The 22,640-nt window shown below is 62.3% G+C and carries 25 protein-coding genes; 6 read left to right on the plus strand and 19 right to left on the minus strand.

Annotation, left to right across the window (positions count from 1 at the left end):
* Positions 1–21: 21 nt before the first annotated feature.
* Positions 22–966 carry a ribokinase gene (locus B5F89_RS04515; protein ID WP_087430610.1) on the minus strand — a complete coding sequence of 315 codons (945 nt, stop codon included), beginning with the start codon at positions 964–966 and terminating at the stop codon, positions 22–24.
* Between the two features lie 207 nt (positions 967–1,173).
* On the opposite strand from B5F89_RS04515, the gene B5F89_RS04520 reads away from it, so the two are divergent.
* From B5F89_RS04520 to B5F89_RS04530, 3 genes are all read left to right on the plus strand, one after another.
* Positions 1,174–1,803 carry a TetR/AcrR family transcriptional regulator gene (locus B5F89_RS04520; RefSeq protein WP_087430611.1) on the plus strand — a complete coding sequence of 210 codons (630 nt, stop codon included), beginning with the start codon at positions 1,174–1,176 and terminating at the stop codon, positions 1,801–1,803.
* A gap of 156 nt (positions 1,804–1,959) precedes the next feature.
* Positions 1,960–2,844, plus strand: coding sequence for a HipA domain-containing protein (locus B5F89_RS04525; protein WP_087430612.1), 885 nt, complete (start codon positions 1,960–1,962; stop codon positions 2,842–2,844).
* Positions 2,841–3,626 (plus strand): hypothetical protein, encoded by a 786-nt coding sequence (locus B5F89_RS04530; RefSeq protein WP_087430613.1) that lies wholly within the window; start codon positions 2,841–2,843, stop codon positions 3,624–3,626. The genes B5F89_RS04525 and B5F89_RS04530 overlap by 4 nt, the downstream gene beginning before the upstream one ends.
* Positions 3,627–3,654: 28 nt before the next feature.
* On the opposite strand, the gene B5F89_RS04535 is transcribed toward B5F89_RS04530, so the two are convergent.
* The 3 genes from B5F89_RS04535 to hypB form a co-directional block, all read right to left on the minus strand.
* Positions 3,655–4,011 carry a hydrogenase maturation nickel metallochaperone HypA gene (locus tag B5F89_RS04535; protein WP_087430614.1) on the minus strand — a complete coding sequence of 119 codons (357 nt, stop codon included), beginning with the start codon at positions 4,009–4,011 and terminating at the stop codon, positions 3,655–3,657.
* Between the two features lie 47 nt (positions 4,012–4,058).
* Positions 4,059–6,857, minus strand: a complete 2,799-nt coding sequence (locus B5F89_RS04540; protein ID WP_087430615.1) for an FAD-dependent oxidoreductase — start codon at positions 6,855–6,857, stop codon at positions 4,059–4,061.
* Positions 6,858–7,008: 151 nt separating this feature from the next.
* Complete coding sequence (gene hypB, locus B5F89_RS04545; RefSeq protein ID WP_087430616.1) at positions 7,009–7,695, minus strand: hydrogenase nickel incorporation protein HypB; 687 nt, start codon at positions 7,693–7,695, stop codon at positions 7,009–7,011.
* A 181-nt stretch (positions 7,696–7,876) separates the two neighbouring features.
* Here hypB and B5F89_RS04550 point away from each other — a divergent pair, with 181 nt between their 5' ends.
* A complete protein-coding gene (locus B5F89_RS04550; protein ID WP_087430617.1) occupies positions 7,877–8,863 on the plus strand; it encodes a DUF5692 family protein in 987 nt (328 codons plus the stop codon).
* 129 nt (positions 8,864–8,992) lie between these two features.
* Here the strand turns inward: B5F89_RS04550 and B5F89_RS04555 are convergent, their stop codons facing one another.
* The 15 genes from B5F89_RS04555 to B5F89_RS04625 form a co-directional block, all read right to left on the minus strand.
* On the minus strand, positions 8,993–9,184 hold the full coding sequence (locus tag B5F89_RS04555) for a hypothetical protein (protein WP_087430618.1): 192 nt from the start codon (positions 9,182–9,184) through the stop codon (positions 8,993–8,995).
* Positions 9,185–9,195: 11 nt separating this feature from the next.
* Positions 9,196–9,999 carry an alpha/beta hydrolase family protein gene (locus tag B5F89_RS04560; protein ID WP_087430619.1) on the minus strand — a complete coding sequence of 268 codons (804 nt, stop codon included), beginning with the start codon at positions 9,997–9,999 and terminating at the stop codon, positions 9,196–9,198.
* A 32-nt stretch (positions 10,000–10,031) separates the two neighbouring features.
* Positions 10,032–10,499: a hypothetical protein gene (locus B5F89_RS04565; RefSeq protein WP_087430620.1), complete on the minus strand. Its 468-nt coding sequence runs from the start codon at positions 10,497–10,499 to the stop codon at positions 10,032–10,034.
* Positions 10,500–10,503: 4 nt separating this feature from the next.
* On the minus strand, positions 10,504–11,160 hold the full coding sequence (locus B5F89_RS04570; protein ID WP_087430621.1) for an HAD family phosphatase: 657 nt from the start codon (positions 11,158–11,160) through the stop codon (positions 10,504–10,506).
* A 141-nt stretch (positions 11,161–11,301) separates the two neighbouring features.
* A complete protein-coding gene (gene clpB / locus B5F89_RS04575) occupies positions 11,302–13,929 on the minus strand; it encodes an ATP-dependent chaperone ClpB (protein WP_087430622.1) in 2,628 nt (875 codons plus the stop codon).
* A 539-nt stretch (positions 13,930–14,468) separates the two neighbouring features.
* Positions 14,469–14,690, minus strand: a complete 222-nt coding sequence (locus B5F89_RS04580) for a hypothetical protein (protein WP_143758338.1) — start codon at positions 14,688–14,690, stop codon at positions 14,469–14,471.
* A gap of 341 nt (positions 14,691–15,031) precedes the next feature.
* Positions 15,032–15,865, minus strand: a complete 834-nt coding sequence (locus tag B5F89_RS04585) for a transporter substrate-binding domain-containing protein (RefSeq protein ID WP_087430624.1) — start codon at positions 15,863–15,865, stop codon at positions 15,032–15,034.
* A gap of 79 nt (positions 15,866–15,944) precedes the next feature.
* A complete protein-coding gene (locus tag B5F89_RS04590) occupies positions 15,945–16,697 on the minus strand; it encodes an amino acid ABC transporter ATP-binding protein (protein ID WP_275532090.1) in 753 nt (250 codons plus the stop codon).
* 4 nt (positions 16,698–16,701) lie between these two features.
* The gene (locus B5F89_RS04595; RefSeq protein WP_087430625.1) at positions 16,702–17,376 is read right to left on the minus strand and encodes an amino acid ABC transporter permease; all 675 of its coding nucleotides are present in this window, start codon (positions 17,374–17,376) and stop codon (positions 16,702–16,704) included.
* A complete protein-coding gene (locus B5F89_RS04600; protein WP_239286674.1) occupies positions 17,369–17,695 on the minus strand; it encodes a hypothetical protein in 327 nt (108 codons plus the stop codon). The genes B5F89_RS04595 and B5F89_RS04600 overlap by 8 nt, the downstream gene beginning before the upstream one ends.
* Positions 17,696–17,787: 92 nt before the next feature.
* A complete protein-coding gene (locus tag B5F89_RS04605) occupies positions 17,788–18,066 on the minus strand; it encodes a cysteine-rich small domain-containing protein (RefSeq protein WP_087430626.1) in 279 nt (92 codons plus the stop codon).
* Between the two features lie 13 nt (positions 18,067–18,079).
* Positions 18,080–18,769 carry a hypothetical protein gene (locus B5F89_RS04610; protein WP_087430627.1) on the minus strand — a complete coding sequence of 230 codons (690 nt, stop codon included), beginning with the start codon at positions 18,767–18,769 and terminating at the stop codon, positions 18,080–18,082.
* Positions 18,770–18,937: 168 nt separating this feature from the next.
* On the minus strand, positions 18,938–19,690 hold the full coding sequence (locus B5F89_RS04615) for a carboxymuconolactone decarboxylase family protein (RefSeq protein ID WP_087430628.1): 753 nt from the start codon (positions 19,688–19,690) through the stop codon (positions 18,938–18,940).
* Between the two features lie 127 nt (positions 19,691–19,817).
* Entirely contained in the window at positions 19,818–20,804 is a 987-nt protein-coding gene (locus B5F89_RS04620) for an AEC family transporter (RefSeq protein ID WP_087430629.1), read from the minus strand.
* 9 nt (positions 20,805–20,813) lie between these two features.
* On the minus strand, positions 20,814–21,188 hold the full coding sequence (locus B5F89_RS04625; protein ID WP_087430630.1) for a cyclophilin-like fold protein: 375 nt from the start codon (positions 21,186–21,188) through the stop codon (positions 20,814–20,816).
* Between the two features lie 125 nt (positions 21,189–21,313).
* Between B5F89_RS04625 and B5F89_RS04630 the strand changes: the two genes are divergently transcribed.
* On the plus strand, positions 21,314–22,210 hold the full coding sequence (locus B5F89_RS04630; protein ID WP_087430631.1) for a LysR family transcriptional regulator: 897 nt from the start codon (positions 21,314–21,316) through the stop codon (positions 22,208–22,210).
* 80 nt (positions 22,211–22,290) lie between these two features.
* Positions 22,291–22,605: an RNA-binding domain-containing protein gene (locus B5F89_RS04635; protein WP_087430632.1), complete on the plus strand. Its 315-nt coding sequence runs from the start codon at positions 22,291–22,293 to the stop codon at positions 22,603–22,605.
* The last annotated feature ends 35 nt before the right edge of the window (positions 22,606–22,640 follow it).

Consider the following 22,640-nt stretch of genomic DNA (forward strand, 5'->3'; position numbering starts at 1 on the left):
ATGACGCTCCGGCCTTAGCGGCTACCAACCCATCATCCAAGCGACAACCTCGTCCCACGTAGGGATGGAAGGTTGCGCGCCCAAGCGCGTGACCGCGAGCCCCGAGGCAAACGATGCCTGTATCATGCACTCAAAGATAAGCTCGCCCGCGGCACGCGCCGCAGCGAACACGCCGATGTAGGTGTCCCCCGCGCCCGTGGTGTCCACGGCCTCGCAGCGCTGGGCCGGCACGTGCATGAAGTCGTCGTCAATAAGCGCGACCGACCCGGCGGAGCCGAGCGTGATGACACCCATGCCGCCGTCGGTGAGCTCCTCTATCTTTCTGAGAGCCGCGGTGCAAGACGCCTCGTCCACCGGCATGATTCCCGTGATGGCGGCACACTCGGTCTCGTTCAGACACACAAGATCTACCTCATGCCACGCCTCTTCGGGCAGGTTGCAGGCAGGAGCCGGGTTAAAAATGGTAAAAAGCCCGTGCCGGTGTGCGCGCACAAGAGCCGCTGCCGTAGCACCCAGATCGCACTCGCCCTGAGCAATAAAGACGCTGCCCATGGGTGCCGCGCCAGATGCCGCCAGCTTATCAATCACGCTCTCGACATCCTCGGGTGTGCGCACCGCGTTCGCGCCGGCTGAAAGCACGATGCGGTTGTCCCCGCCACTGCGTAAGATCGTGGCGGTGCCCGTGGGGACGTCGGCGAGGTGAGCCACGTTTGCGCAATCAACCCCGGCGTCCTCAAGCCCCGCCATGAGCTCGCGGCCAAAGCCGTCATCGCCCACGGCTGCAATCATGTAGGTTGTGGCCCCGCGGCGCGCCGCGGCAACCGCCTGGTTTGCGCCCTTGCCGCCTGCCGCCGTAAAGAAGTCGCTCCCCGCGATGGTCTCGCCCGCCTCGGGTATGCGCTCACACGCCACCGAAAGGTCCATGTTCATGCTGCCGAACACCACAACGCTATGCTGCCCGTCCATGGCGGCCCCCTTCCGTCGCAGCGGGCGCGCGCTCGGCGCCCGCTGCCCCCATCATACGCGCGCATGCTCGCGCCCTCGTGACAAGTCTGTAAACCGGCTTCAAACGTAGGTATGCGGCGTATTGACGTACTGTTAACGACGCGGCAAACTAACATCATCCCGCCCTAGAGCACGTTGGGGACCTCTGTCCCCGTTGGGAAGGCCGCCATGGAAAAGCATACCGAGCACAGCCGCGTGCGCCACTCGCATGACGAGCGACGCGACGAGATTCTGCGCGCCGTCGTGGCCGTCTGCGCCGAGCAGGGGCTCTCGCGCCTATCTGTCTCGAGCGTCACCGCCCGCGTGGGCTGCACCCGCTCGCTGTTCTACCACTACTTCCCCAGCAAAGAGGCGGCCTTTGACGCCGCGCTCGAGCTCACCATCGACGCCTTTATCGACCGGTTGCGCGCCTGGGACCGCGAACGCGTGAGGGGCGATATCGAGGGCGCGCTCGACGGCATATCTCATCTGCTCAAGACCTTGGTGGTGGAGACCCCCGACCTCTCGCGCTCCATCGCCGCCGATGGTGACGCCGTGCTCTACACCGCCTTTGTACATCGCGTGGCCGAGCGCTGCGCTCGCTTTATGTGCGAGACCACGGTCGTCGACTTCTCGCGCTACCACGAGGTGCTGATCGACCACGTCTACGAGACGTTCTACATCCTCATCAGCGGTCTCATCCTCTTCATCCGCTCGCACCCCGATGTAGAGGAGACCGCCATCAAAGACGTCATCGCAAGCACGCTGCACATCGAGGGCTACACCGAGAAGTACCCAGAGCGCCGCCCGGAGCGCTGAATCAGGCATCGTTTGCCATACGCGGTTTTCGCATTATAGCTGATATGTCATAACTATATATGTAATTATGACGTGTACGTGTTACCTCCTATTTTATATTTGTTCACGCTATATTGTGTCATAATGTGTTATATGGTTTTGGCACGAGGAGGAGCCATGTATCCCGCTTTTGACTTCACCATGTACCCACAGAGCAACACGTATTATGGTGGGTCGGAGCGAAAACTCGGCATCTTGGTTGACGGAGCGGAATTCATGCTTAAGTTCCGCAAAGAGGACCGTTTTGGTACCAAAAGAAACAACCATCTTTCCGAGTTCCTTGGCTCGCACATTTTCGAAGAGCTTGGCTTTCCTGTACAAGAAACGCATCTTGGCTGGTATAAAGGCGAGGAAGTGGTCGCCTGCAGGAACTTTGTGCGGGACGACGAGACATTTGTCCCCTTTGACGATGTCGGCGAAAGCTCGTTGGAGCAGGATAAGGACACCTACCAATACGAGTACGACGACATCATGCGTATGCTGCGCGACAACCAGAAACTGACCCAGGTAAACCAAACCATAGAGCTCTTTTGGGACATGTATGTTGTCGATGCTCTGCTCGGGAACTTTGATCGTCACGGCGCCAACTGGGGGTTCATCAAGCACAATGGCTCCTATCGCGCTGCTCCGATATTTGATAACGGGTCTTGCCTTTATCCAAGCCTGACAGACGAGGACGAAATGCGCTCCATCGTTTCATCGCGCGAGGAGACCGAAAAGCGCATCTTTACCTTCCCCACCTCGCAAATTCGCTACAACGGGCAAAAAAGCTCCTACACACAGGTCATCCGAAGTCTTGCATTCCAAGAGTGCAACGCAGCAGTCGCGCGCATCTATGAGCGCTGCGATATGGCGAGAATTGAGCACCTCGTGGACAATACGCCCATGTCCAGCGATGCGTGGAGAACGTTCATGATGCACATGTTGAAAGAACGCTATCGCGTAATCGTGCAGGAGCCGTACGAGATGCTATCCACTTCCGCGGATCGGAGGCGTTCATGAAAGAGATAAGAACTGCTGGAGAGATCTGTATTGACCGAGAGGGCCTTGCCCACGTTGTTGCTGACGTGGTGTATATCGAGCGTGAGGATGGGACCTTCACCTATGAATTCTATCCCCGCTACGAGGTAATCGACCTGCTCGTCGACTATCCCGCGTTTCAGGGAATCCCGGGGTTGAACCTGAGCCTGCGTCGCACTGTATACCGGCGCGACAATCGCACGCCCGTGTTTATCGAAGAGCGTTCTCCCGCACCAAACCGACAAGATCTGTGGCAGTTGCTCGATCAAGCAGGGCTGAGGCATCTCAATCGCCTGGCATGGCTCATCTCTACATCTCGCCCCTATAGCGGCGATGATCTCTACGTACGCGCACCTGAACGCAACCGGCGCCATGGCCTTGTTAAAGTCGAGACATACGGGCAGACGTCCGCAAGCATCGCCGAGATGATGAAGCGAGTGCTCCTGCCGCTATGCGCTGGAAACAATATCGAGGTCAACGGGACGGTTATCGCAGACAGTTCCTCCAGAGCCATGGCGTATCGCCTGCTTCTGCCCCTCTACTCACGTGAGCGCGCACGCATACGCGCGCGACGCCTGCAGGGTGCTCAGCAAGCTCGGGCAGAAGGGCGACGGGCAGGAAGAAAGCGCGTTCAAACAGACGGCCTGCGTCTGCGCGAGCTTTGGTCGGCTGTTCAGAGCCATCACTGCACAGCGAAAGAAGCAGCAGACAAGCTCGGCATAAGCACATCCACGTTCTATCGACGTGTTCGCGAACTTGAATAATGCGCTTCCTACGCGACCAGGCGCGACATCAGGCACCTTCCTCCGGCGTGGCAATCTCTTTGATCATGGCCTCGTTGCCCTGCACGAGATAGGTGTTGTCGCTGCCGCATGCGGGGCAGATGCGACCATGCGCCACGGTCTCGTAGGTGGTACCGCATGCCTCGCAAAACGTGCGCGCGGGAATCTTCTCCACCACAAGCTCGCAGCCGCGCATCACCTCATGTTTGTCGCACGCCCAGCGCCAGCAATCCTGAAGGTAGCTCGGTATGATGCCCGACACCTCGCCGAGCTCGAGCGTCACCGCCGAGACCCGCCCTATGCGGGCCTCGGCAGCGATCTCCTCGACACTTTTGATGATGTGAAAGACAATCCCGAGCTCGTGCACGGCGCTCCTTTCCCAGCGCGTAGGCCCAACGGTCGCGCTGGCCTCCTCTACTTGCCCCGCTTGCCGAACTTGATCTTGATGGCGCGCTTGAGAGCGTACTTGCCAATCGCCGGGAGCTTGTCCTCGTACTTGATCATCGTGCTTGCCTCGGGGTGCTCGCGATGCAGATGGATTGCGTCGAACGCGCACTTGGTAGTGCAAAGGCCGCAGCCGATGCACTTGTTCTCGTCCACAATGCTCGCCCCGCAGCCCAGGCAGCGCGCGGTCTCAGCGCGCACCTGCTCCTCGGTGAAGGTGGCCGTGTACTCGCGGAAGGGCGCGTCGGCTCGGCCAAGGTCGGGCTTTACCGCAGGCTGCTGGCGGCTCGCGGTATCGTAGCTCGCCAGGTCAGCGGCATCCTTATCGAGCTCGCGGTAAGCCCGCGGGTTGCGGCCGATGGTGAGGGTCGCCCCCTGCACGTAGCGATGGAGCGATACCGCCGCCTCGTGCCCCGCGGCAATGGCGTCGATGGCAAACTTTGGCCCCGTAAAGGCGTCGCCGCCCACAAAAATATCGGGCTCGGCGGTCTGATAGGTCTGCGTGTCGGCAACTGCCGTACCGCCGCGGCCGAACTCGACCGCGCTTCCGGCAAGGAGCTCGCCCCATGCCACGCCCTGGCCGATGGAGAAGATCACGCGGTCGGCCGCAACGGTACGGAGCTCCGCATCGTCATAGACGGGTGCGAAGCGGCCCTCGTCATCGTAGACGCGTGTGCAACGGCGGAAGACGATTTCGCTCACATGGCCCGCATCGTCGGTACGCACCTCAAGAGGGCCCCAGCCGTGGCTGATGTGGACACCGTCCTCCACGGCCTCGCGCACCTCCTCCGCACTCGCCGGCATCTCGTCCTCCTGCTCGAGGCAGAACATCTCCACGTGGGGCGAGCCCAGACGCGCGGCGGCGCGCGCCGCGTCGATGGCAACGTTGCCGCCGCCGACCACGATGGTGCGCCCGGTAAGCGCGTCCGCCTCGCCGCCGGCATCTTGTGCCTCAGCCACGCCGCGCAAAAAGTCGACCGCGGTCAACGCGCCCTCGGCCTTCTCACCGGGAATACCCGGCAGACGGCCCGTCTGGCAACCAACGGCTACATAGAACGCGCGGTAGCCCTCGGCGCGCAGGTCCGCGAGCGTCACATCGCGTCCCACCTCCACACCGTAGCGGAACTCAACGCCCATGGCCTCGATAACGGCAACCTCTGCCGCGATGACATCTTTCTCGAGCTTGTAGGAGGGGATCCCGTAGGTGAGCATGCCGCCCGGGCGCGCGCTCTTTTCAAACACCACCGGCTCATAGCCGCGCTCTGCCAAATAAAACGCGCAGCTAAGGCCCGCCGGACCGGCGCCGATGATGGCAATCTTCTCGTCAAAGGCGCCCTCCACGCGAGGGATCACCTTGGGCGGGATGTAGCGCGTCTGCTCGTCGAGGTCGCGCGCAGCAATGAACTTCTTTACCTCGTCAATGGCAATGGCCTCGTCCACCCGTCCGCGCGTGCAGGCGTCCTCGCAGCGGCGGTTGCAGATGCGCCCGCAGATGGCGGGCAGCGGGTTCTCGCGCTTGATGAGGGCGAGCGCCTCGGTATAGCGTCCCTGCGCCGCGAGCTTGAGGTACCCCTGCACCGCAACGTGCGCCGGGCAGGCCGTCTTGCAGGGGGCCGTGCCCGCCTCGTAGGTCTCGATGCGGTTCTTGTTGCGATAGTCGGGCGACCACTTCTCGGGCCCCCACGAAACCGTGTCGGGGAGCTCCTGTTTGGGGTAGGCGGGAACCTTGCCCGTGGCCTTCTCGCACAGCTTCTGCCCGAGCTTGACGGCGCCCGCCGGGCACACCTCCACGCAACGGCCGCAAGCGACGCACTTGTCCGCCTCTGTGCGCGCGACGTATGCCGACCGCGAGAGGTTGGGCGTGTTGAAGAGCTGCGAGGTGCGCAGCGCGTAGCACACGTTCACGTTGCAGTTGCAGATGGCAAAGATCTTGTTCTCGCCGTCGATGTTGGTGATCTGGTGCACAAAGCCGTTGTCCTCCGCCTTTTGGAGGATCTCCATCGCCTCGTCGCGCGTGATGTAGCGCCCGCCCTTACCGGTCTCCACCACGTAGTCGGCCATGTCGCCCACCGCGATGCACCAGTCGGCCGGATCGTCGCCGCACGCCTCGCCGAGCACGCTTCTGCTCATTCGGCAGCTGCAGGGACTTGCCGCGTACTTGCCGTCGTACTTGTCGAGCCAATGGCTGATGTGCTCGATGGAGACGCTTCTGTTTTCGGTCTCGATGGCCTGCTCGACGGGAATAACGTGCATGCCTATGCCCGCACCGCCCGGCGGCACCATGGGCGTGATGCGCGAGAGCGGGCCCTTTGATGCCTGCTCAAAGAACTTTGCCGTCGCGGGGTGCTCCTTCATCTGCTCCCAACGCATGTTGAGAAACTCGGCCGATCCCGGCACCAAAATGGGGCTCACCCACTGCTTGGTGCGCGTGGGGTTCTCCCAGTTGTACTCCAGAAGGCCAATCTCGCTCATCTCGTCGAGCAGCGGACGCAGCACATCCGCCGCAAGCCCCGTCGCACGCTGGACCTCCTCAAACGTGTAGGGGCGGCGCACCTTGAGCTTGAGCAGCACGTCTGCCATCTCGTCGGTCGTCACGCTCTCAAACGCCCAGTACTCGTACGGCAGGAGATTGCCCTTGCCGAGCGTACGGTTGGTGAGATGCTTGCAGAGCGCGACGATCTTCTCACGCGGATGCTCGGGCAGCGGTGGCACAAACTCCGCGCCGATATCGGGCTCGGTATAGGAGATGCCGGGACCGTTCAAGATCATGCTCGTTCCTTTCGCACGTAGCTTGCGCATTTGGGGACGGGGTCAAAGTGTGCAATCGCACGAGTGGGTGCACAGATGGGGGCGGGGTCGAAGTGTGCATTACCGGATGGGTGCCGCGGCCGCCCGTCTGACGCGGCCGCGTACCTCGACGCTAGGCGCCGCTTTTCCAAGCGGCGACGCGCTCGCGCAGCCACTCTACCCACACGTCGATGCCCTCGCCCGTCTTGGCGCAGATGGGAATGACCTGCGCTGCAGGGTTGCGGCGGGCAATGTTCTCGCGCACGCGGTCCATGCTAAACGTATCGAATATCGGCAGCGCGTCGATCTTGTTGATGAGCACCACGTCGCAAACCGAGAACATGAGCGGGTACTTGAGCGGCTTGTCGTCCCCCTCTGGAACCGAGAGGATCATCGCGTTGGCAGAGGCGCCCGTATCAAACTCGGCCGGGCACACGAGATTTCCCACGTTCTCCAAAATTGCGAGGTCGACGGGCGCGGGGTCCTCCGCACGAAGCGCGTCGAGTCCCTGCTCGGTCATATACGCATCGAGATGGCACATGCCGCCCGTGTGAAGCTGGATGGAGCGCACGCCCGCGCCTGCGATGGTGCGCGCGTCGACATCGGAGTCGATATCCGCCTCCATCACCGCAATCGAGAGCTCGCCCGCAAGCGCCTCGATAGTACGCAGAAGCGTCGTGGTCTTGCCCGAGCCGGGGCTCGACATGAGGTTCAGCAAAAACGTGCCCTCGCGCCTGAGCCGCGCACGGAGCTCGTCCGCCTTGCGGTCGTTGTCGGCAAATACGCTCTGCTTTACCTCGATAACGCGAAAATCAGCCATGGCACCGCCGTTCGTCGGAAAGTGTTGACGTTTCGTCAAATTCAAGATTGACATATCGTCAACTCCGGTCAAGACTGAAATCGGCGAGCCGGGTCGTTCGCACGGGGAACGGTCCCCTATCCCGCATGCCCGCGCTATCGCCTGCAACCGCGCCCCTCGGGGCATGTTCGAAGGAGGCTGCATGCTGTTCCAAGTGTATGGGGAGAACGCTCCGTTCCAGTGGCTCGGCTGGGTGCTGGTGTTTGCCGCCCTCATCCTCGCCAACGAATTCGCCCGCCGCTCCAAACTCGGCGGTATCCTATGCTTCCTCGCGCTCCCGGCAGCGCTTACCGTCTACTTCGCCGCCATCTACATTGGCGCGGCGGCGGGAGCGGAATGGGCGCTCACCAATCCGACCTATGTCTACATGAACAGCTGGTTCCACTACGCAAAGCTCTATGCCGCAACGGCCGGCTGCATCGGTTTCATGATTTTGAAGTATCGCTGGGGCTCGCTTGGCAAGAGCCATTGGTTCCGCGCCTATCCATTTGTGATTGTTGCCATCAACATCCTGATTGCCGTGGTCTCGGACTTTGAGAGCGCCGTGCGCGCCTGGGGCACCACCTGGGTCTCAAGCGAGGGCGTCACCCTCATGGGAGGTTGGCACAACGTCTTTAACGGCATCGCCGGCATCCTAAACATCTTCTGTATGACCGGCTGGTGGGGCATCTACACCTCCAAGAAGCGCGACGACATGCTCTGGCCCGACATGACCTGGGTCTTTATCATCGCCTACGATCTCTGGAACTTCTGCTACACCTACAACTGCCTGCCCACCCACGCGTGGTACTGCGGCTTGGCGCTGCTGCTTGCGCCCACCGTGGCCAACTTCTTCTGGAACAAGGGCGGTTGGATCCAAAACCGCGCCAACACGCTCGCGCTCTGGTGCATGTTTGCCCAGGTATTCCCCATGTTCCAGGATTACTCGGTCTTCTCCACCGATTCGGTAAACGACCCAACCGTGAACCTCGTGGTGTCTGTACTCGCCCTCGCCGCCAATGTGGCCGCCCTTGCCTACATTGCCTACCGTGCTAAGAAGCTCGGTGTGAACCCCTATAAGCAGGAGGTCTTCCGCGGCACGCGTGACTTTGAGAAGGCGATCGCCCGCGCCGACCTCACCGTCGAGTAGCCACAGCGCGCGACGACCGAAGCACTTGCCATTGCCAATGTTTCGATTCTAAAGCATGTCAACAGATCGCCCGCACCGCTGTCCTTTCCAGCGGTGCGGGCGCGTCGTTCAAAACTCAAATTACAGGAATCAGCCCCACGGATCGCGCTCGAAGAGCGGCTCTGGATCGGGCCGACGGTCTGAATAGGGATCGTAGCCGTCGTCGTCCTCGTTTTCCGCCCGAATAAACGGATCGCGCGGTGCGCCCCCATGCTTGGGCTGCGTCTTCTGAGGATGCTGCTCCGTCGGCGCGGTGTTCTGCGTGTTAGGCATCGATGCCATATGAACCACCCCTACACCGGGCGCTTGCCCATCTTTGCGTACACGTCGTCGCGCGGGATCCAGTCGAGGAACTTCTCCACCTGCATGTCCCAGAAGCGCCACTCGTGCCCAAAACCGGCTACCTCGTCCCAGGTCACATCTGCACCGAGCTCCACCAGGTGATCGCGGAAATCGACGTTTGCCTGGAAGAGGAAGTCCTCGGTGCCGCACGCAATGTAGAGGGGCGGCAGCGTGCGACCGGCTGCCGCGGCGTCGTCTGCAAGCGCAGCGAGGTCGTACTCATGCGGCAGCGGTGCCTCCTCGCCCTTGGAGCCCATGGGGTCCTTTACAAACGTTACCGGGTTGATGCCCACGCCGCCCGAGAACGAGCCGATGGCACGATAGCGCTCGGGATGCGTGATGCCGTGCAAGAGCGCCCCAAAGCCGCCCATGGATAGCCCTGCGATATAGGACTCCTCCGGCTTGTCGGAAACGGGGAAGTAGTTGCAGACAAACTCGGGCAGCTCCTCGTCCACAAAGCGCATGAAGTCGTCCGCGCCCGCGTCTGCATAGGCCTTGTTCTCGGCGGACATGGTCACCACGGCAATGCGCTGCTCCTCGGCGTACATCTCAACGTTGGAATAGCCCAGCCACTGCGCATGGTTGTTGCCAAAGCCGTGCAGCAGGTACAGCACGGGGAACTTGGCAGGGAGCTTGTGCGAAGGCGTGATACCCCCTAAGCCGAGCGACTCCGGGCAGGTGACCGAAGGCACCACGACCGAGATATCGACCGCGCGGTTCAGCACATACGAGTAGAAGTTGCAGACGGTTCTCATGAGCGCTCCTCACATCGAGGTGGTTGACGCTCCTATTGTAGGCCGAGCGCGCGCAGAACCGTAAGGACGAGCTGAGCGGCGAGCAAGATGAGAAAGCCGCCCGCCAGCATGAGGCCAATATGCTTGAGGCCAGACGCGAGGTACGCCCCACGCAGGGAGGCATTGATCTCGTTGACGTTTTGAACCTGCGCCCAAACGCGCTCGCCGCACTGCGGGCAGGTAACTTTCTTGGCAAAGGAGCGATAGGTGGGCTCGTCCACCATCGCGGCCCCCTCGCGGCGCGTGCGCGTAACGCTCGCCGACTTGGAGAACCACATATCGGCAAGCTCACCGGCGGGCAGGTCAAACGTCGAGCCGCAAGACTCGCAGGTAAGGTGTGCCGTAAGGCCGCTCGCACACAAAAGGGCACGGCCGCTGCGCAGGAAATGCACGGCGCAGGCAACGACCCAGCCAAGAAGGGCAACACCCATAACGATGAGGACAATGGCCGACGTGCTCATGAGCCTACCTTTCTGCAAGAACAAGCGCCGGCAGCTCGTGCAGGCTGTCGAGCACCGCGGCGCACTGGGCCGTAAGGTCGGGCGTTGGCGCCGCCCACTCGGGCACGAGATAGGTGCGCATGCCAGCGGCCACAGCGGCACGGGCACCGTTGACGGAGTCCTCCACCGCAGCGCACGTCACAGGATCGAGCGAAAGACGCGAAGCGGCCTTGAGGTAGATATCGGGCTCGGGCTTGGCGCGCTCAATCTCGTCCCCAAAGGTCATCGAGGTAAAATACGGCACCATGCCAAAACGGTCGAGGGTGGGAAGTGCCCGCTCGCGCGCCGTCGAGGTGGCAAGGGCGAGCGTCACATTCGCCTCGGAGAGCGCCGCGAGCGCCTCCAGAGCACCGGCGCAGGGCTCGAGCGCCTCGTCTTCGATCTGAAAAAACAGCTTGCGCTGGTGAGCAAAGAGCCGGTCAGTGAGCGCCGGGTCGCCAAACTCGGCGTTGATCATCGCGCGGGCGTTGGGCAGCGAGCAGCCCACAAAGGCATGCCAGATGCGCTCCGGCACGTCGAGGCCAAAATCTGCCGCCGCACGGCGCCAGGCGGTCTGGCTCACGCGCTCGGTATCGACGAGCGTGCCATCCATGTCGAAGATCACTGCCTCGGGTAGCGCCATGCCGATCCTTTCCTAGATGTGCTGCGGGTGTATTGTAGCGAATCCAACCGGCACAAAACAGCCGGGTACGGCCAAATTCCGTACCCGGCTGCACTTGTTTGGCGGTCGCACCCTCGACGTCTAAGACGCCTCTCTGGGTCCTTACGCCTCCGGCACCTCATAGGTTGGGGCGGGACCGGTTGCATCCTCCACCACGTAAAACGCGCCGTCGGTGTTCACGTCGACCGTGATCTCGTCGCCCTCGCGCACTTTGCCGTCGATGATGGCACGCGCGATGACGTCCACCACCTCGGTCTGGATGAGGCGCTTCAAGGGGCGTGCACCATAGACCGGGTCGAGGCCGCCCACCGCGAGCATCTGCTTGGCGCCCGGGGTGATGACAAGCGTCATGCGCTCCTTGGCGAGGCGCTCGCGCACGTCGGCGAGCTGGATGTCGACGATCTTCTCGATCTCGGCCATACCAAGCGGATGGAAGACCACGATGTCGTCGATACGGTTCAAGAACTCCGGGCGGAATGTGGCACGCATGGCCTCGTCGACCTCGCGGCGCATGGCCTCGTCGTCTTTGCCCGAGTGCTCGGCGATCGCGGTGGAACCCACGTTAGACGTCATGATGATGATCGTGTTCTTAAAGCTCACCTGACGACCCTGGCCATCGGTCAGGCGGCCGTCATCGAGCACCTGCAGAAGCACGTTAAAGACGTCCGGATGGGCCTTCTCCATCTCGTCAAGCAGAATCACGCTGTACGGACGACGGCGAACCGCCTCGGTAAGCTGGCCACCCTCCTCGTAGCCCACGTATCCCGGAGGGGCGCCGATGAGACGCTGGACCGAGAACTTCTCCATGTACTCGGACATATCGATGCGCACGAGCGCCCGTTCGTCGTCGAAGAGGCAGGTTGCAAGCGCCTTGGCGAGCTCGGTCTTGCCCACGCCGGTGGGGCCGAGGAAGAAGAAGCTGCCGATGGGCTTGTCCGGATCCGCCAGACCCGCACGGCTGCGGCGCACAGCGGCAGCCACGGCCGAAACCGCCTCGTCCTGACCGATGACGCGCTTATGCAGCTCGCCCTCGAGGTCACGGAGCTTCTCGAGCTCACCCTGCATCATCTTCGACACAGGAACACCCGTCCACGCACTGACCACCTCGGCGATCTCGTCTGAGGTGACCTGCTCGTTGAGGCCGGCGCCCTCCTGCTCGCGCTGGGAGGCAAGCTCCGCCTCGGCCGCGTGGATCTCCTGCTCGAGCTGCGGAATCTTGGCGTAACGCAGCTCCGAGGCGCGGGCGAGGTCGCCCTCGCGCGTGGCGCGCTCCTCCTCGCCGCGCGCGTCGTCGAGCGCGGCCTTGAGGTCCTGCACGTGGTCGATAGCGTTCTTCTGGTTAAGCCAACCCGCCTTCTGGACGTTCAGCTTCTCCTGCACCTCGGCAATCTCCTGACGCAGGTTCTCCAAGCGCTCGGCAGAGGCCTCGTCGGTCTCCTTCATGAGCGCCTGCTCCTCGATCTGCATCTGCGTAAGGCGGCGCTGCGTCTGATCGATCTCGACCGGCATGGAGTCGAGCTCCATGCGCAGGCGGCTTGCCGCCTCATCGACAAGGTCGATGGCCTTGTCCGGCAGGAAGCGGTCGGCGATGTAGCGGTCCGAGAGCTCGGCCGCCGACACCAGGGCGCCGTCGGTGATATGCACGCCGTGGAAGATCTCGTACTTCTCTTTCAGGCCACGCAGGATCGAGATGGTGTCCTCCACCGTGGGCTCCGAGACCATAACGGTCTGGAAGCGGCGGGCAAGGGCGGCATCCTTCTCGATGTACTTGCGGTACTCGTCGAGCGTGGTAGCGCCGATGGCATGCAGGTCTCCACGAGCGAGTGCCGGCTTCAAGATGTTGCCGGCATCCATAGAGCCCTCGGTTGCGCCCGCGCCCACAATGGTGTGAAGCTCGTCGATGAAGAGGATGACCTTGCCGTCCGACTTCTCGACCTCCTTGAGCACAGCCTTCAGGCGGTCCTCAAACTCGCCGCGGTACTTGGCGCCCGCCACAAGCGCGCTCATATCGAGCTCGATGAGGTCGCGGTCACGCAGGGTCGTGGGCACGTCGCCCGCAACGATACGCTGAGCGATGCCCTCAACGATGGCGGTCTTGCCTACGCCCGGCTCGCCGATGAGCACAGGGTTGTTCTTGGTGCGGCGCGAGAGCACCTGAATGGTGCGGCGGATCTCGTCGGTACGGCCAATCACCGGGTCGAGCTTGCCGGCGCGAGCAAGGTCGCAGATGTTGCGACCGTACTGCTCAAGGGCCTCGTACTGAGGCTTGGCATCAGCCGACGTCACACGGTCGTTACCGCGAAGCTCCTGGTAAACCTCCTCGATGCGCTCGCGCGTGACGCCCGCCGCCTTGAGCACCTGGCCGGCGTCACCCTTGTCCTCAGCGAGCGCCATGAGCAGGTGCTCGGTCACTACAAAGTTATCCTCCATCTTGGCGGCGTGCTTCTCCGCGCGCTCGAGCACGCGCACCAAATCGCGCGAAAGACCGATCTCTCGGCCCTCGCCCGAAACCTTGGGGGCGCGCTCGACCGCGTCGGCGCAGGCGCGCGCAAGCTGCGCGGGGTCGGCGCCGATACGCTCGATGATGACGGAGATGTTGCGCTCGCCGCTGGTAAGCAGGGCCTGCAGCAAATGGATGGGCTCGACGGCACCCGCCTCGGCATCGCCGGCGATACCAATGGCCGCCTGCAGCGCCTCCCGCGACGTCATAGCCAACTTGTCGATTCTCATGCGAATCACCTCTCTTAGGGCGGTCGCTCGACCTATCCAGCCGAGCGACCTCGCCGCCCTGCGGGGCAGCATTCGTTCAGTCAGCTACCTTATAGCCCGTATGTGAGAGGTTATACACAAATCTAAGTCTCTCTATATAAGATTTTCTTAGTCATAGCATTTAGCATAAGCCAATCGCCGACGTGCGTCGTCTTATCATTGGTTAATGCAGCGTTTTCTACTCAGGGGGATACTTCTGCCGCCATCGCCTTAGATTTTCGTTCCATGCTGCTTAGGCGGCCGCAAAGCCGTTTGGGATAGCGATGCCCAACGTCAAGCATCGAATCTCATCATCAGCCCCGATAGGCCCTGCACTCAAACACTTGTTTCGCGTCCTCGTGGTCATTGGAGCGCTTAGAATAGTGATTTTGAACGCCTTCATGCCCTCCGAAGACGACAAATCAGCAATCGTGGCATGCAGGGGCATTCGTTTTCTGCGCAAATGTCACCGTCATCCCCCGCTCTGACTCAAACCTCCTCGTCCGACAGGGGGTCTTTTATTATTCTGCCCACCCTTTTGACCACAGAGGGCATTGCAGGGTCGCGCGCGCAAAGATATTCTCCTCGAGCTCCCGGTCGCGACGCTCAATCTCATCGGCGTTGATGCGTTCCCAGCGCGCCAACGGCGTCTCATGGACATATGCCATATAGAGCGCCCCGGCGATGAGCACGAGCACACAAAGCACCACAATGCCGGCCGTCCGAACCTGTGGAAACAGCACGCAGGCGATTGCTAAAAACACCAAGCAAAATCCAGCGGTAGCCGCTAGCGCTATCATCCACATCTGCATGCTCCGTCTCGTCATGCCAATACGCTGCACGGCCTAGCGTCTCGGCGCCATCCCAAACCATCGGATAGGCGGGGCGTTAGATCATTGCAGATTCCGAAAAGATGCCCCCATCTGCTTATTTATTCTACGCTATGCCCAACAATCCGCGTCCCGCAGGCAGGCCGAAACGCGAAAGGGCCCTTGGCTAATCGTACCAAGAGCCCTCGATACACATACTTTGCGCGGTGGAAAGATCCCCGGGGAGCGGCCGCGCGGCATCGCGCCCCCGCCCGCTACGACTCGCTGGTGATGTCGACGCCAAAGAACTCCTCCGAGAGGCTCGAGAGCGTGCCGTTCTCGCGCAGCACATCAATCGCCCCGTTCATGGCCTCGCGCAGCTCCGCCGTCTCCTCACCCTTGCGCAGCGGGAATGCCACGGGTGTAGGATCGGCGTTCTCGGCAGCGATTTTGAGCGGTGCGTCAGGGTGCGCCTTCATGTAGTCGTAGAACACGACCTCGTCGTTTAGCGTGGCGTCGATACGCCCCTGCTCGAGGAGCTCGATGGTCTGGTTGAAATCGTCCACGCCGGTGTTGGTCGCGCCAAAGCTCTCGGCGAGCGTGGCATAACTCGAACCAAGCGTGTTGGCCGTATGCTTGCCGTCGAGGTCCTCCATGCTGGCGATGTCAGAGTCATCCATGGTAATAACCACGATGCGGTTGTAAGCGTAGGGCTCGGTGAAGTCATAGCGCTCCTCGCGCTCGGGCGTGACCGAGACGCCGTTTGCCATGGTATCGAAACGCCCCGAGTCAAGGCCCGCGAGCAGGCCGTCCCACTCGCCCTCGGCAAAGACCGCCTCCACGTCGAGTTCGGAAGCGATAGCGCGAGCGACCTCGATATCAAAACCGGTCAGCTCGTCGTCTGCGTTGTGGAACGTCCACGGACTCCAGGTGCCCTCGGTCGCAAAGGTCATCTTGCCGCTCTCCACAATCGTGTCGAGGAGATTGCCGCTCGTCACCGTCGAGCCCGAGCCGGCATCCGTGCCGCCACAGCCGGCAAGCCCGAGGCCCGCCAGCACCGCCAACGACCCCGCGCCTCCGATAAAAGCCCTTCTTGAAATGCTGTGCATAGCTGCGTCCTTTCTTGACGTTCAAGCTGCTAGATAGTCGTACTTGCAAACGTTCACGCGTGAAAACGTTGTTGCTCGCCTACGTTGCCGAAGCATCGACCGTGCGCAAAAAGGCGCGCACGCGGTCGTTGGCGGGGCGCTCAAAGAAGTCCCGCGCCGGAGCGTCTGCCACCACGCGGCCCGCTTCCATGAAGACCACGCGGTCGGCGACGTTTCTGGCAAAGCTCATCTCGTGCGTGACCACGAGCATGGTCATGCCCTCCTCCGCCAGACGCCGCATGACGGCGAGCACCTCGCCGGTGAGCTCGGGGTCGAGCGCTGAGGTGGGCTCGTCGAAGTAGATGATCTCGGGATCGGTCGCCATGGCGCGTGCGATAGCGACGCGCTGCTGCTGACCACCGGAGAGCGCTGCCGGATAGGCGTCGCAGCGGTCGTCCATCCCCACGTGCTCGAGCATCTCGTGCGCCCGCGCCTCGGCCTCCGTCTTAGGCACCTTGCGCGCAACTACCAAGCCCTCGGTCACGTTGCCGAGCACCGTGCGGTTGCGAAAGAGGTTGTAGCTCTGGAAAACAAACCCGGCGCGCCGCCGAACCGCCGCGACCTCGCGGTGCGTGGCGCGCGCGAGGTCATAGGTCTCGCCGCCAAGCGAAAGCGTGCCGGCGTCTGCCCGCTCGAGAAAGTTCGCGCAGCGCAGAAGCGTCGTCTTACCCGATCCGGAGGGGCCAAGCACCGCCACGACCTCGCCTTTGTTGACCGCAAGGTCAATACCGTGCAGCACCTCGGTGCCGTCAAAGGACTTGCGCACGCCGGTCAATCTCAACATCTCGGACATACCATCAGCCCCTTTCCATACCCTGAGCGGCAAGCTTGCGCTCGCCTACGCGCTGCAACCAGGTGAGCACCGTCGAGAAGAGGAGGTACACGAGCGCAACCTCCAGGTAGAGCGGCATGGTCACCCACTCGCGCGAAACAATCTCCTGCGTGGCGCGGAACATCTCGGTCACCATGATGCCGGACGCAAGCGAGGTGTCCTTCACGAGCGAGATGAGCTCGTTGGAAAGCGGCGGGAAGGCGGTCCGCAGCGCCTGCGGCAACACGATGCGCCGCATGACCTGCAAGTAGCTCATACCCACGCAGTAACCGGCCTCGGCCTGGCCCGCAGGCACGCTCTCAAGCGCGCCGCGCATGGTCTCGGCAGAATAGGCACCCGTGTTGATGGAGAGCACAAGGATCGCCGTCGGCAGCGGATCGAGCGTGATGCCCAGGTCCGGCAGGCCAAAGAACACAATGTAGAGCTGGACAAAGAGCGGCGTGCCGCGCACCACCCAGATGTAGAAGCGCGCAATTTGGCGAAGCACCGGCACGCGAGCGTACTGGATGAGCGCAACGACCGTGGCGATAACGAGCGCGATGGCAAACGACACGAGTGCGAGCGGCAGCGTGACCGTTACGCCCGCGATAAAGATCTTGGGCAGCGCATCGACCAGGAGCTCAATAGTGGCACTATCCACGGGCGCTCACCTCGCCTTCGCCAGAACAGCCGGTATCTTCTTCGGCGCACGCCCCGGCATCTTTCTCCTGCGCACCGTCGGCTTGCGTGCGGCGAGGCGCGCACTCGCAACTCACACGATGAAGCATATGATCGATGGCGTCGATACCGCGCTGACGGCTGTGCATCTCGTCGAGCAGGCGCTGCCGCTCGGTCAGGAGCACGCGCTTTGCCTCACGCGCACGGCCCTCTTCGCAGGAACACTTGGCACGTTGCACGCGCTCGGCGTCGCAGGCGCAGTCGCAGAGGCACCGCTCGACATCGGAACTTAAATCGCCCATAGCAGTCTCCTTTCCAACATAGATACTACGGGCGTGCCTCATCTATGTAAAAGACCTATAAGCTATGCCTTGCCATACGTGGACGCTATAGATTACGAAGAACGCTTCGCCACCTCTTGAATGCGCGAGAACTGCTGCATAATCCAGTCGTAATTCTCGCGCCGGTGCGGAACCGTGCAGGCGCTGCAATCTTTGATGTCGTCCTTCTCGCCCACATAGCGCGGGTTGCCGCCGCAATCGGGGCCGAGCGCATACAGCGGGCAGAAGCAGAAGAGACAGTTGAGGTCCTCTGCGGGCATGTCGTGGCACGGGTAGAACTCGCATGCTGCATGGTTGAAGAACCGGTAGTTCTGGGTCTCGGGCAACTCCATGGCTCTCTCCTCCCTACGCCGCGATGCCGCGCAGCGTGGCGATGTCCTCGGCGGGCAGCTCGAAATCATAATCGATATCCATCTCGGGCAGGGCAAGGCGCACCACACGCGACCCGTGGTAGGTGGTGATGCGCGCAACCTCCACGTCGTGCGTTACCTCCGCATCGCCCAGACCGGACAAGGCAGAGTCCGCCCCCTCGAAGATGTGAAAGATACGCCGTCGCTGACTGTCGGCAGGGCGGTCGCACACAAGCTTCCAGCGCCCGCAATCGAGCTTGTCAAGGGCAGAGGCGGCATCCGGCCCGCCCGACGACCGGGCAACGACCGTCGATCCAGTGGCGGCATCTTCTACCTCAAGCCGGCAATCCGCGGTGAGGGAGCGTTCCCGGTTGAGCGCCGCCCAAAGCAGGGCGGGCGCCTCGTCGAGGTTGTCGAGGGCGGAGTCGATGGCACCCGCAATCGCTGCGGAATCGAGCCCAAACGCCGCCGCACCCGCTTGCGCGGCAGATACCGCGCCCTCGCCCAGAGCAGACGATGCCTCCCCTGCCGCCGCACTCAGCTGCTCGGCAACGTCGTGCATGCTGTGCCATGCGAGCGCAGACGCGGGAGTCGCGCTGTCCGTGACGACGCAACCCGAGAGCGGCAGAGCGCACCCAAGCGCCAAGGCGGCGGCGATACAGAAGCGCGCGGAGATAAACGACAAAACGGACCCCTTTCTCGGTACGGTCTCATCCTACCCATGCCGTCCGATTCCAAGGGGTCCGCCCACTTAAGAATGAGGTAAGCTCGCGCGGCGGGGTCGTCAGGCGACAGAGTTCTCGCCCAGCCTATCCGCCGCGAACACCTTGCTGAGCCGCGCGTCGCAAGCGCCTTACGCCTGCGGGTACTCCTCGTCCGTCACCGGCTCGAGCCACTCGTTAGAGGTGTTCTCGCCCGGCGCCTCAAAGGCAATGTGGCTCATCCAGCTGTCGCGTGCGGCACCGTGCCAGTGCTTCACGCCCGCGGGGATATACACCACCGTGCCCGGCGTGAGCAGCTGCGGCTCGCGGCCCCACTCCTGGTACCAGCCACGACCATCGGTCACAATGAGCATCTGGCCGCCGCCCTTGTTGGCGTGGTGAATGTGCCAGTTGTTGCGGCACCCAGGCTCAAACGTCACGTTTGAGAGCGCCATTCCGCACGCGGCCGGATTGGTCAGCGGGTTCAGGAACGACTGGCCGATAAAGTACTGCGCATAGGCGTCGTTGGGGCTGCCCTTGCCAAACATTGGCGAGAAGCTTTCGCCTTGGCCATCGTCCGCCTCGTTGCCGTAAACGGTGAGCAGCACGCGGAAGGCAGCCCACGCGTTAGGCCAGCCGGCGTAGAACGCCTCGTGGGTCAAGATCTCGGCCATCTCGTCGCGCGTGACGCCGTTTTGCTTGGCAGTTGCCATGTGGTACTCAAACGAGCTGTCCACCATGCCCTTGGCTACGAGCGTCACCACAGTAACGATGGAGCGCATCTTGAGCGAGAGCTTGTCCTCGCGCGACCACACCTCGCCAAAGAGCACATCGTCGTTGAGCTCGGCGAACTTTGGCGCCACAACACCCAGCTGGTTGCGGCCTGCGGTTTGCTTGACTGCCATATTGATCTCCTTTTCTGCCGGCTTTCGAGGGTGCCGGCCCGCCCCGGTTACCAATACAAGCGAGACTTAGGTGCCCATGTCTCGCAACGCGCTATCTCACGCTCATAAGCGAACTGAACATGCGGATTTAGCCCAAGTTCATGACGGTTATGAGCGCGGGCACGATCATGAACGACGCTACCGTGGAGACGATGGTCCCCTGCGCAGGGAGCTCGCCGTCCTGCCCATAGGTTGCCGCGATGGGGCCCGCCATGGAACCCGTGGGCATGGCAAGCATCACCACAAAGACGCCGAGGGCAAGCGCGCTCGGCACCACCGGCGCCAGCAGTACGTACACCGCAAGCGGCACCGCGAGGAAGCGGACGAGGGTGAAGCCCCAAAGCCGCGGCTGTATGAGCACTACGGCCAGGTCCGCGTCGGCAATAGAGAGACCTACGAGCATCATGGCTAAGGGTGAGGTGACACCGCCCGCCATCCTTGTCGCTTGCATGATGGGCACGGGTACGGGAATCTGCGCGAAGAAAATCACCATGGCAACGAGACTCGCCACCAAGGGCACATTCACCATGTCGCGCAGCATGCCGCGCACGTCGACGGTGCGCCGACGGCGCTTGCCGTCCGCGACAGCGCTCTCGGCGTTCTCGCTGCGCGCCCCGCCCGAGCGCAACACTGCCACGCCCAGGCTGTAGAGAAAGACGTTCGAGATAGCGATGAAGATGCTCCCCAGAAACACGCTCGGACCACCAAAGATTGATTCGAGCACCGCAAAACCGATAAAGCCCGTGTTGGTGAGCACGCCCATCCAAAGGTAGAGGCTCCGCTCCGCGCGCGGGGTGCGCATCACGAGGTTGGCGAGCGAGCCGCCCGCGAGCATCACGAAGAAGAGCGCGGCAGCGAGTGCGAGCGACCAGGTGATGGCCTCCACGCCTGTGGAGGCATCGACCTCTCCCACCGAGGCGAGAATCGTGCACGGTAGCGTGATGTTGAAGATAAGGCCCGAGAGTTTGGGGCGGATGTCGGCAGAGAGGAACCCGCAGCGCGCCGCCACATAGCCCAGCATCGTAACGATGATGAGCGAGAACATGCCCCCCAATGTGTTTGCGATATCTGCCATCAGGACCTCCTACGCGAACGTAATGCGCAACGCTTGACGGCCCTCGAGCGCGCGCAACGCCTCAAGGTCGCCCTCAATGTGGCCGAGCGTCACCTGATCGCCGTAGCGTAGCGAATTCTCTTCGTCGCCGATGAGCACCGAGAGCCATCCGCCCGCTGGGTTATAGGCTATGTCGCCATTGCACCAGCCGCGATGCACTGCGCCCACATCGACCGGCAGCGCGCAGGGCATAGCTGCACAAAGCGCCACGCCCGTGCAGCAGGCGGTGAGCGATAGCGGCAGCAGCTCAGCAAAAGCAGCAGCGGATGCCGCGTCCTTAAGAAGCGCCGTGGCGGAGCAGGCATCGAAATCCAACTTGATGCGATTCGATCGTTCGCCTCGCATCCGCCTCACCACCTTCTCTCAGCGCGCCAACTCTACCTGGCCTTAGTTTCGCGCGACGCAGCATAAATTACTACTACTTATGTTCTATAGTGTGATATGAGTGACACTTATGGTTAGGAGGCACTGTGGAGCTTCGCACCCTGCGCTACTTTCTCGCCGTCTGCCAAGAGGGCACCATGTCGCGTGCCGCCGAGGTTTTGCATGTGACGCAACCGGCGCTCTCGCGACAGATCGCCGCACTCGAGCGCGAACTGGGTACGCAACTGCTCGAGCGGCACAGCAGAAGCGTCACCCCTACCGAGCGCGGCCTCTACCTGCGTCGCCGTGCCGAGGAAATCGTGGGGCTCGCCGACCAGACTGCCTCGGACTTCACCTGTCCCGACGAGATCGTCGCCGGGGACATCCGCATCGGGGCGGGCGAGAGCCAGGGTGTGCGCGTCATCGCGCAGGCGGCGCGCGCCTTTCGCGAGTGCTATCCCGGCGTGCGCTTTCATCTGCACAGCGCCAACGCCATCGACCTCGTGGAGCGGCTCGAGCGCGGTGTGGACGACTTCGCCGTGCTCATGAACTACGCCGACATCGAGCGCTTTGCACACCTGCGGCTGCGCCCCACCGATGCCTGGGGCGTCATCATGCGCGAGGACGACCCGCTCACCGCCCAAGAAACCGTCGGCCCCGCTGACCTTGGCGACACTCCGCTCATCGTACCCGAGCGCCTCTGGCGAGGTGATGCTCCGGCGGGCATCTTTGCCACCTGGCTCGGCGAGCATGCAGACGACATTGAGGTGGTGGCAACCTACAATCTCAACTTCAACGCGGCGGTCTTTGTGCGCGAGGGCGCTGGCCGCATGATTGGCTACGAGGGGCTCAACGCTACGGGGCCGGGCACCGGCCTGGCGTTTCGTTTACTCTATCCGCCCGCCGTCGCACCCATCGACTTTGCGTGGAAGCGCGGTGTGGCCCTCCCCCACGCCGCGCAGCTGTTCTTGGACGAGCTACAGGCGCAGCAATCCGCCGACTAGGCTCACGCTATCAATCCCGTATTCCTCTGCCAATATTGTCACTGAGCTATACCGTCAGTGATCCAGATGGGAGGGGTGCCATGATTGATCGTAAAGAAGTTATCTACACCATCAATCGACTGCGAAGCCAAGGGAAAGACGATGCGTATTGCGAGGCAAAGGCCTGCACCCACTCCCTTAGCGCCGATGTCTGGGAGACGGTCAGCGCGTTCGCCAACACACATAGCGGCATAATCCTTCTGGGCGTCGATGAACGCCACGGGTTCGAACCATGTCCCGGCTTTGATACGCCACGCGCCATAGACCAGTTTGTCGAGGGAATCGGCGACGGGAGCCCATCAGGAGCGCACCTTGCCAATCCACCTCGCTACGAGCTCGCGCGACTGGAAATGTAAGGCGCCGAGATTCTCGCTATTGCTATAGAAGAAAA

The sequence above is a fragment of the Collinsella sp. An307 genome, from assembly GCF_002161805.1.
GTDB lineage: Bacteria > Actinomycetota > Coriobacteriia > Coriobacteriales > Coriobacteriaceae > Coprousia.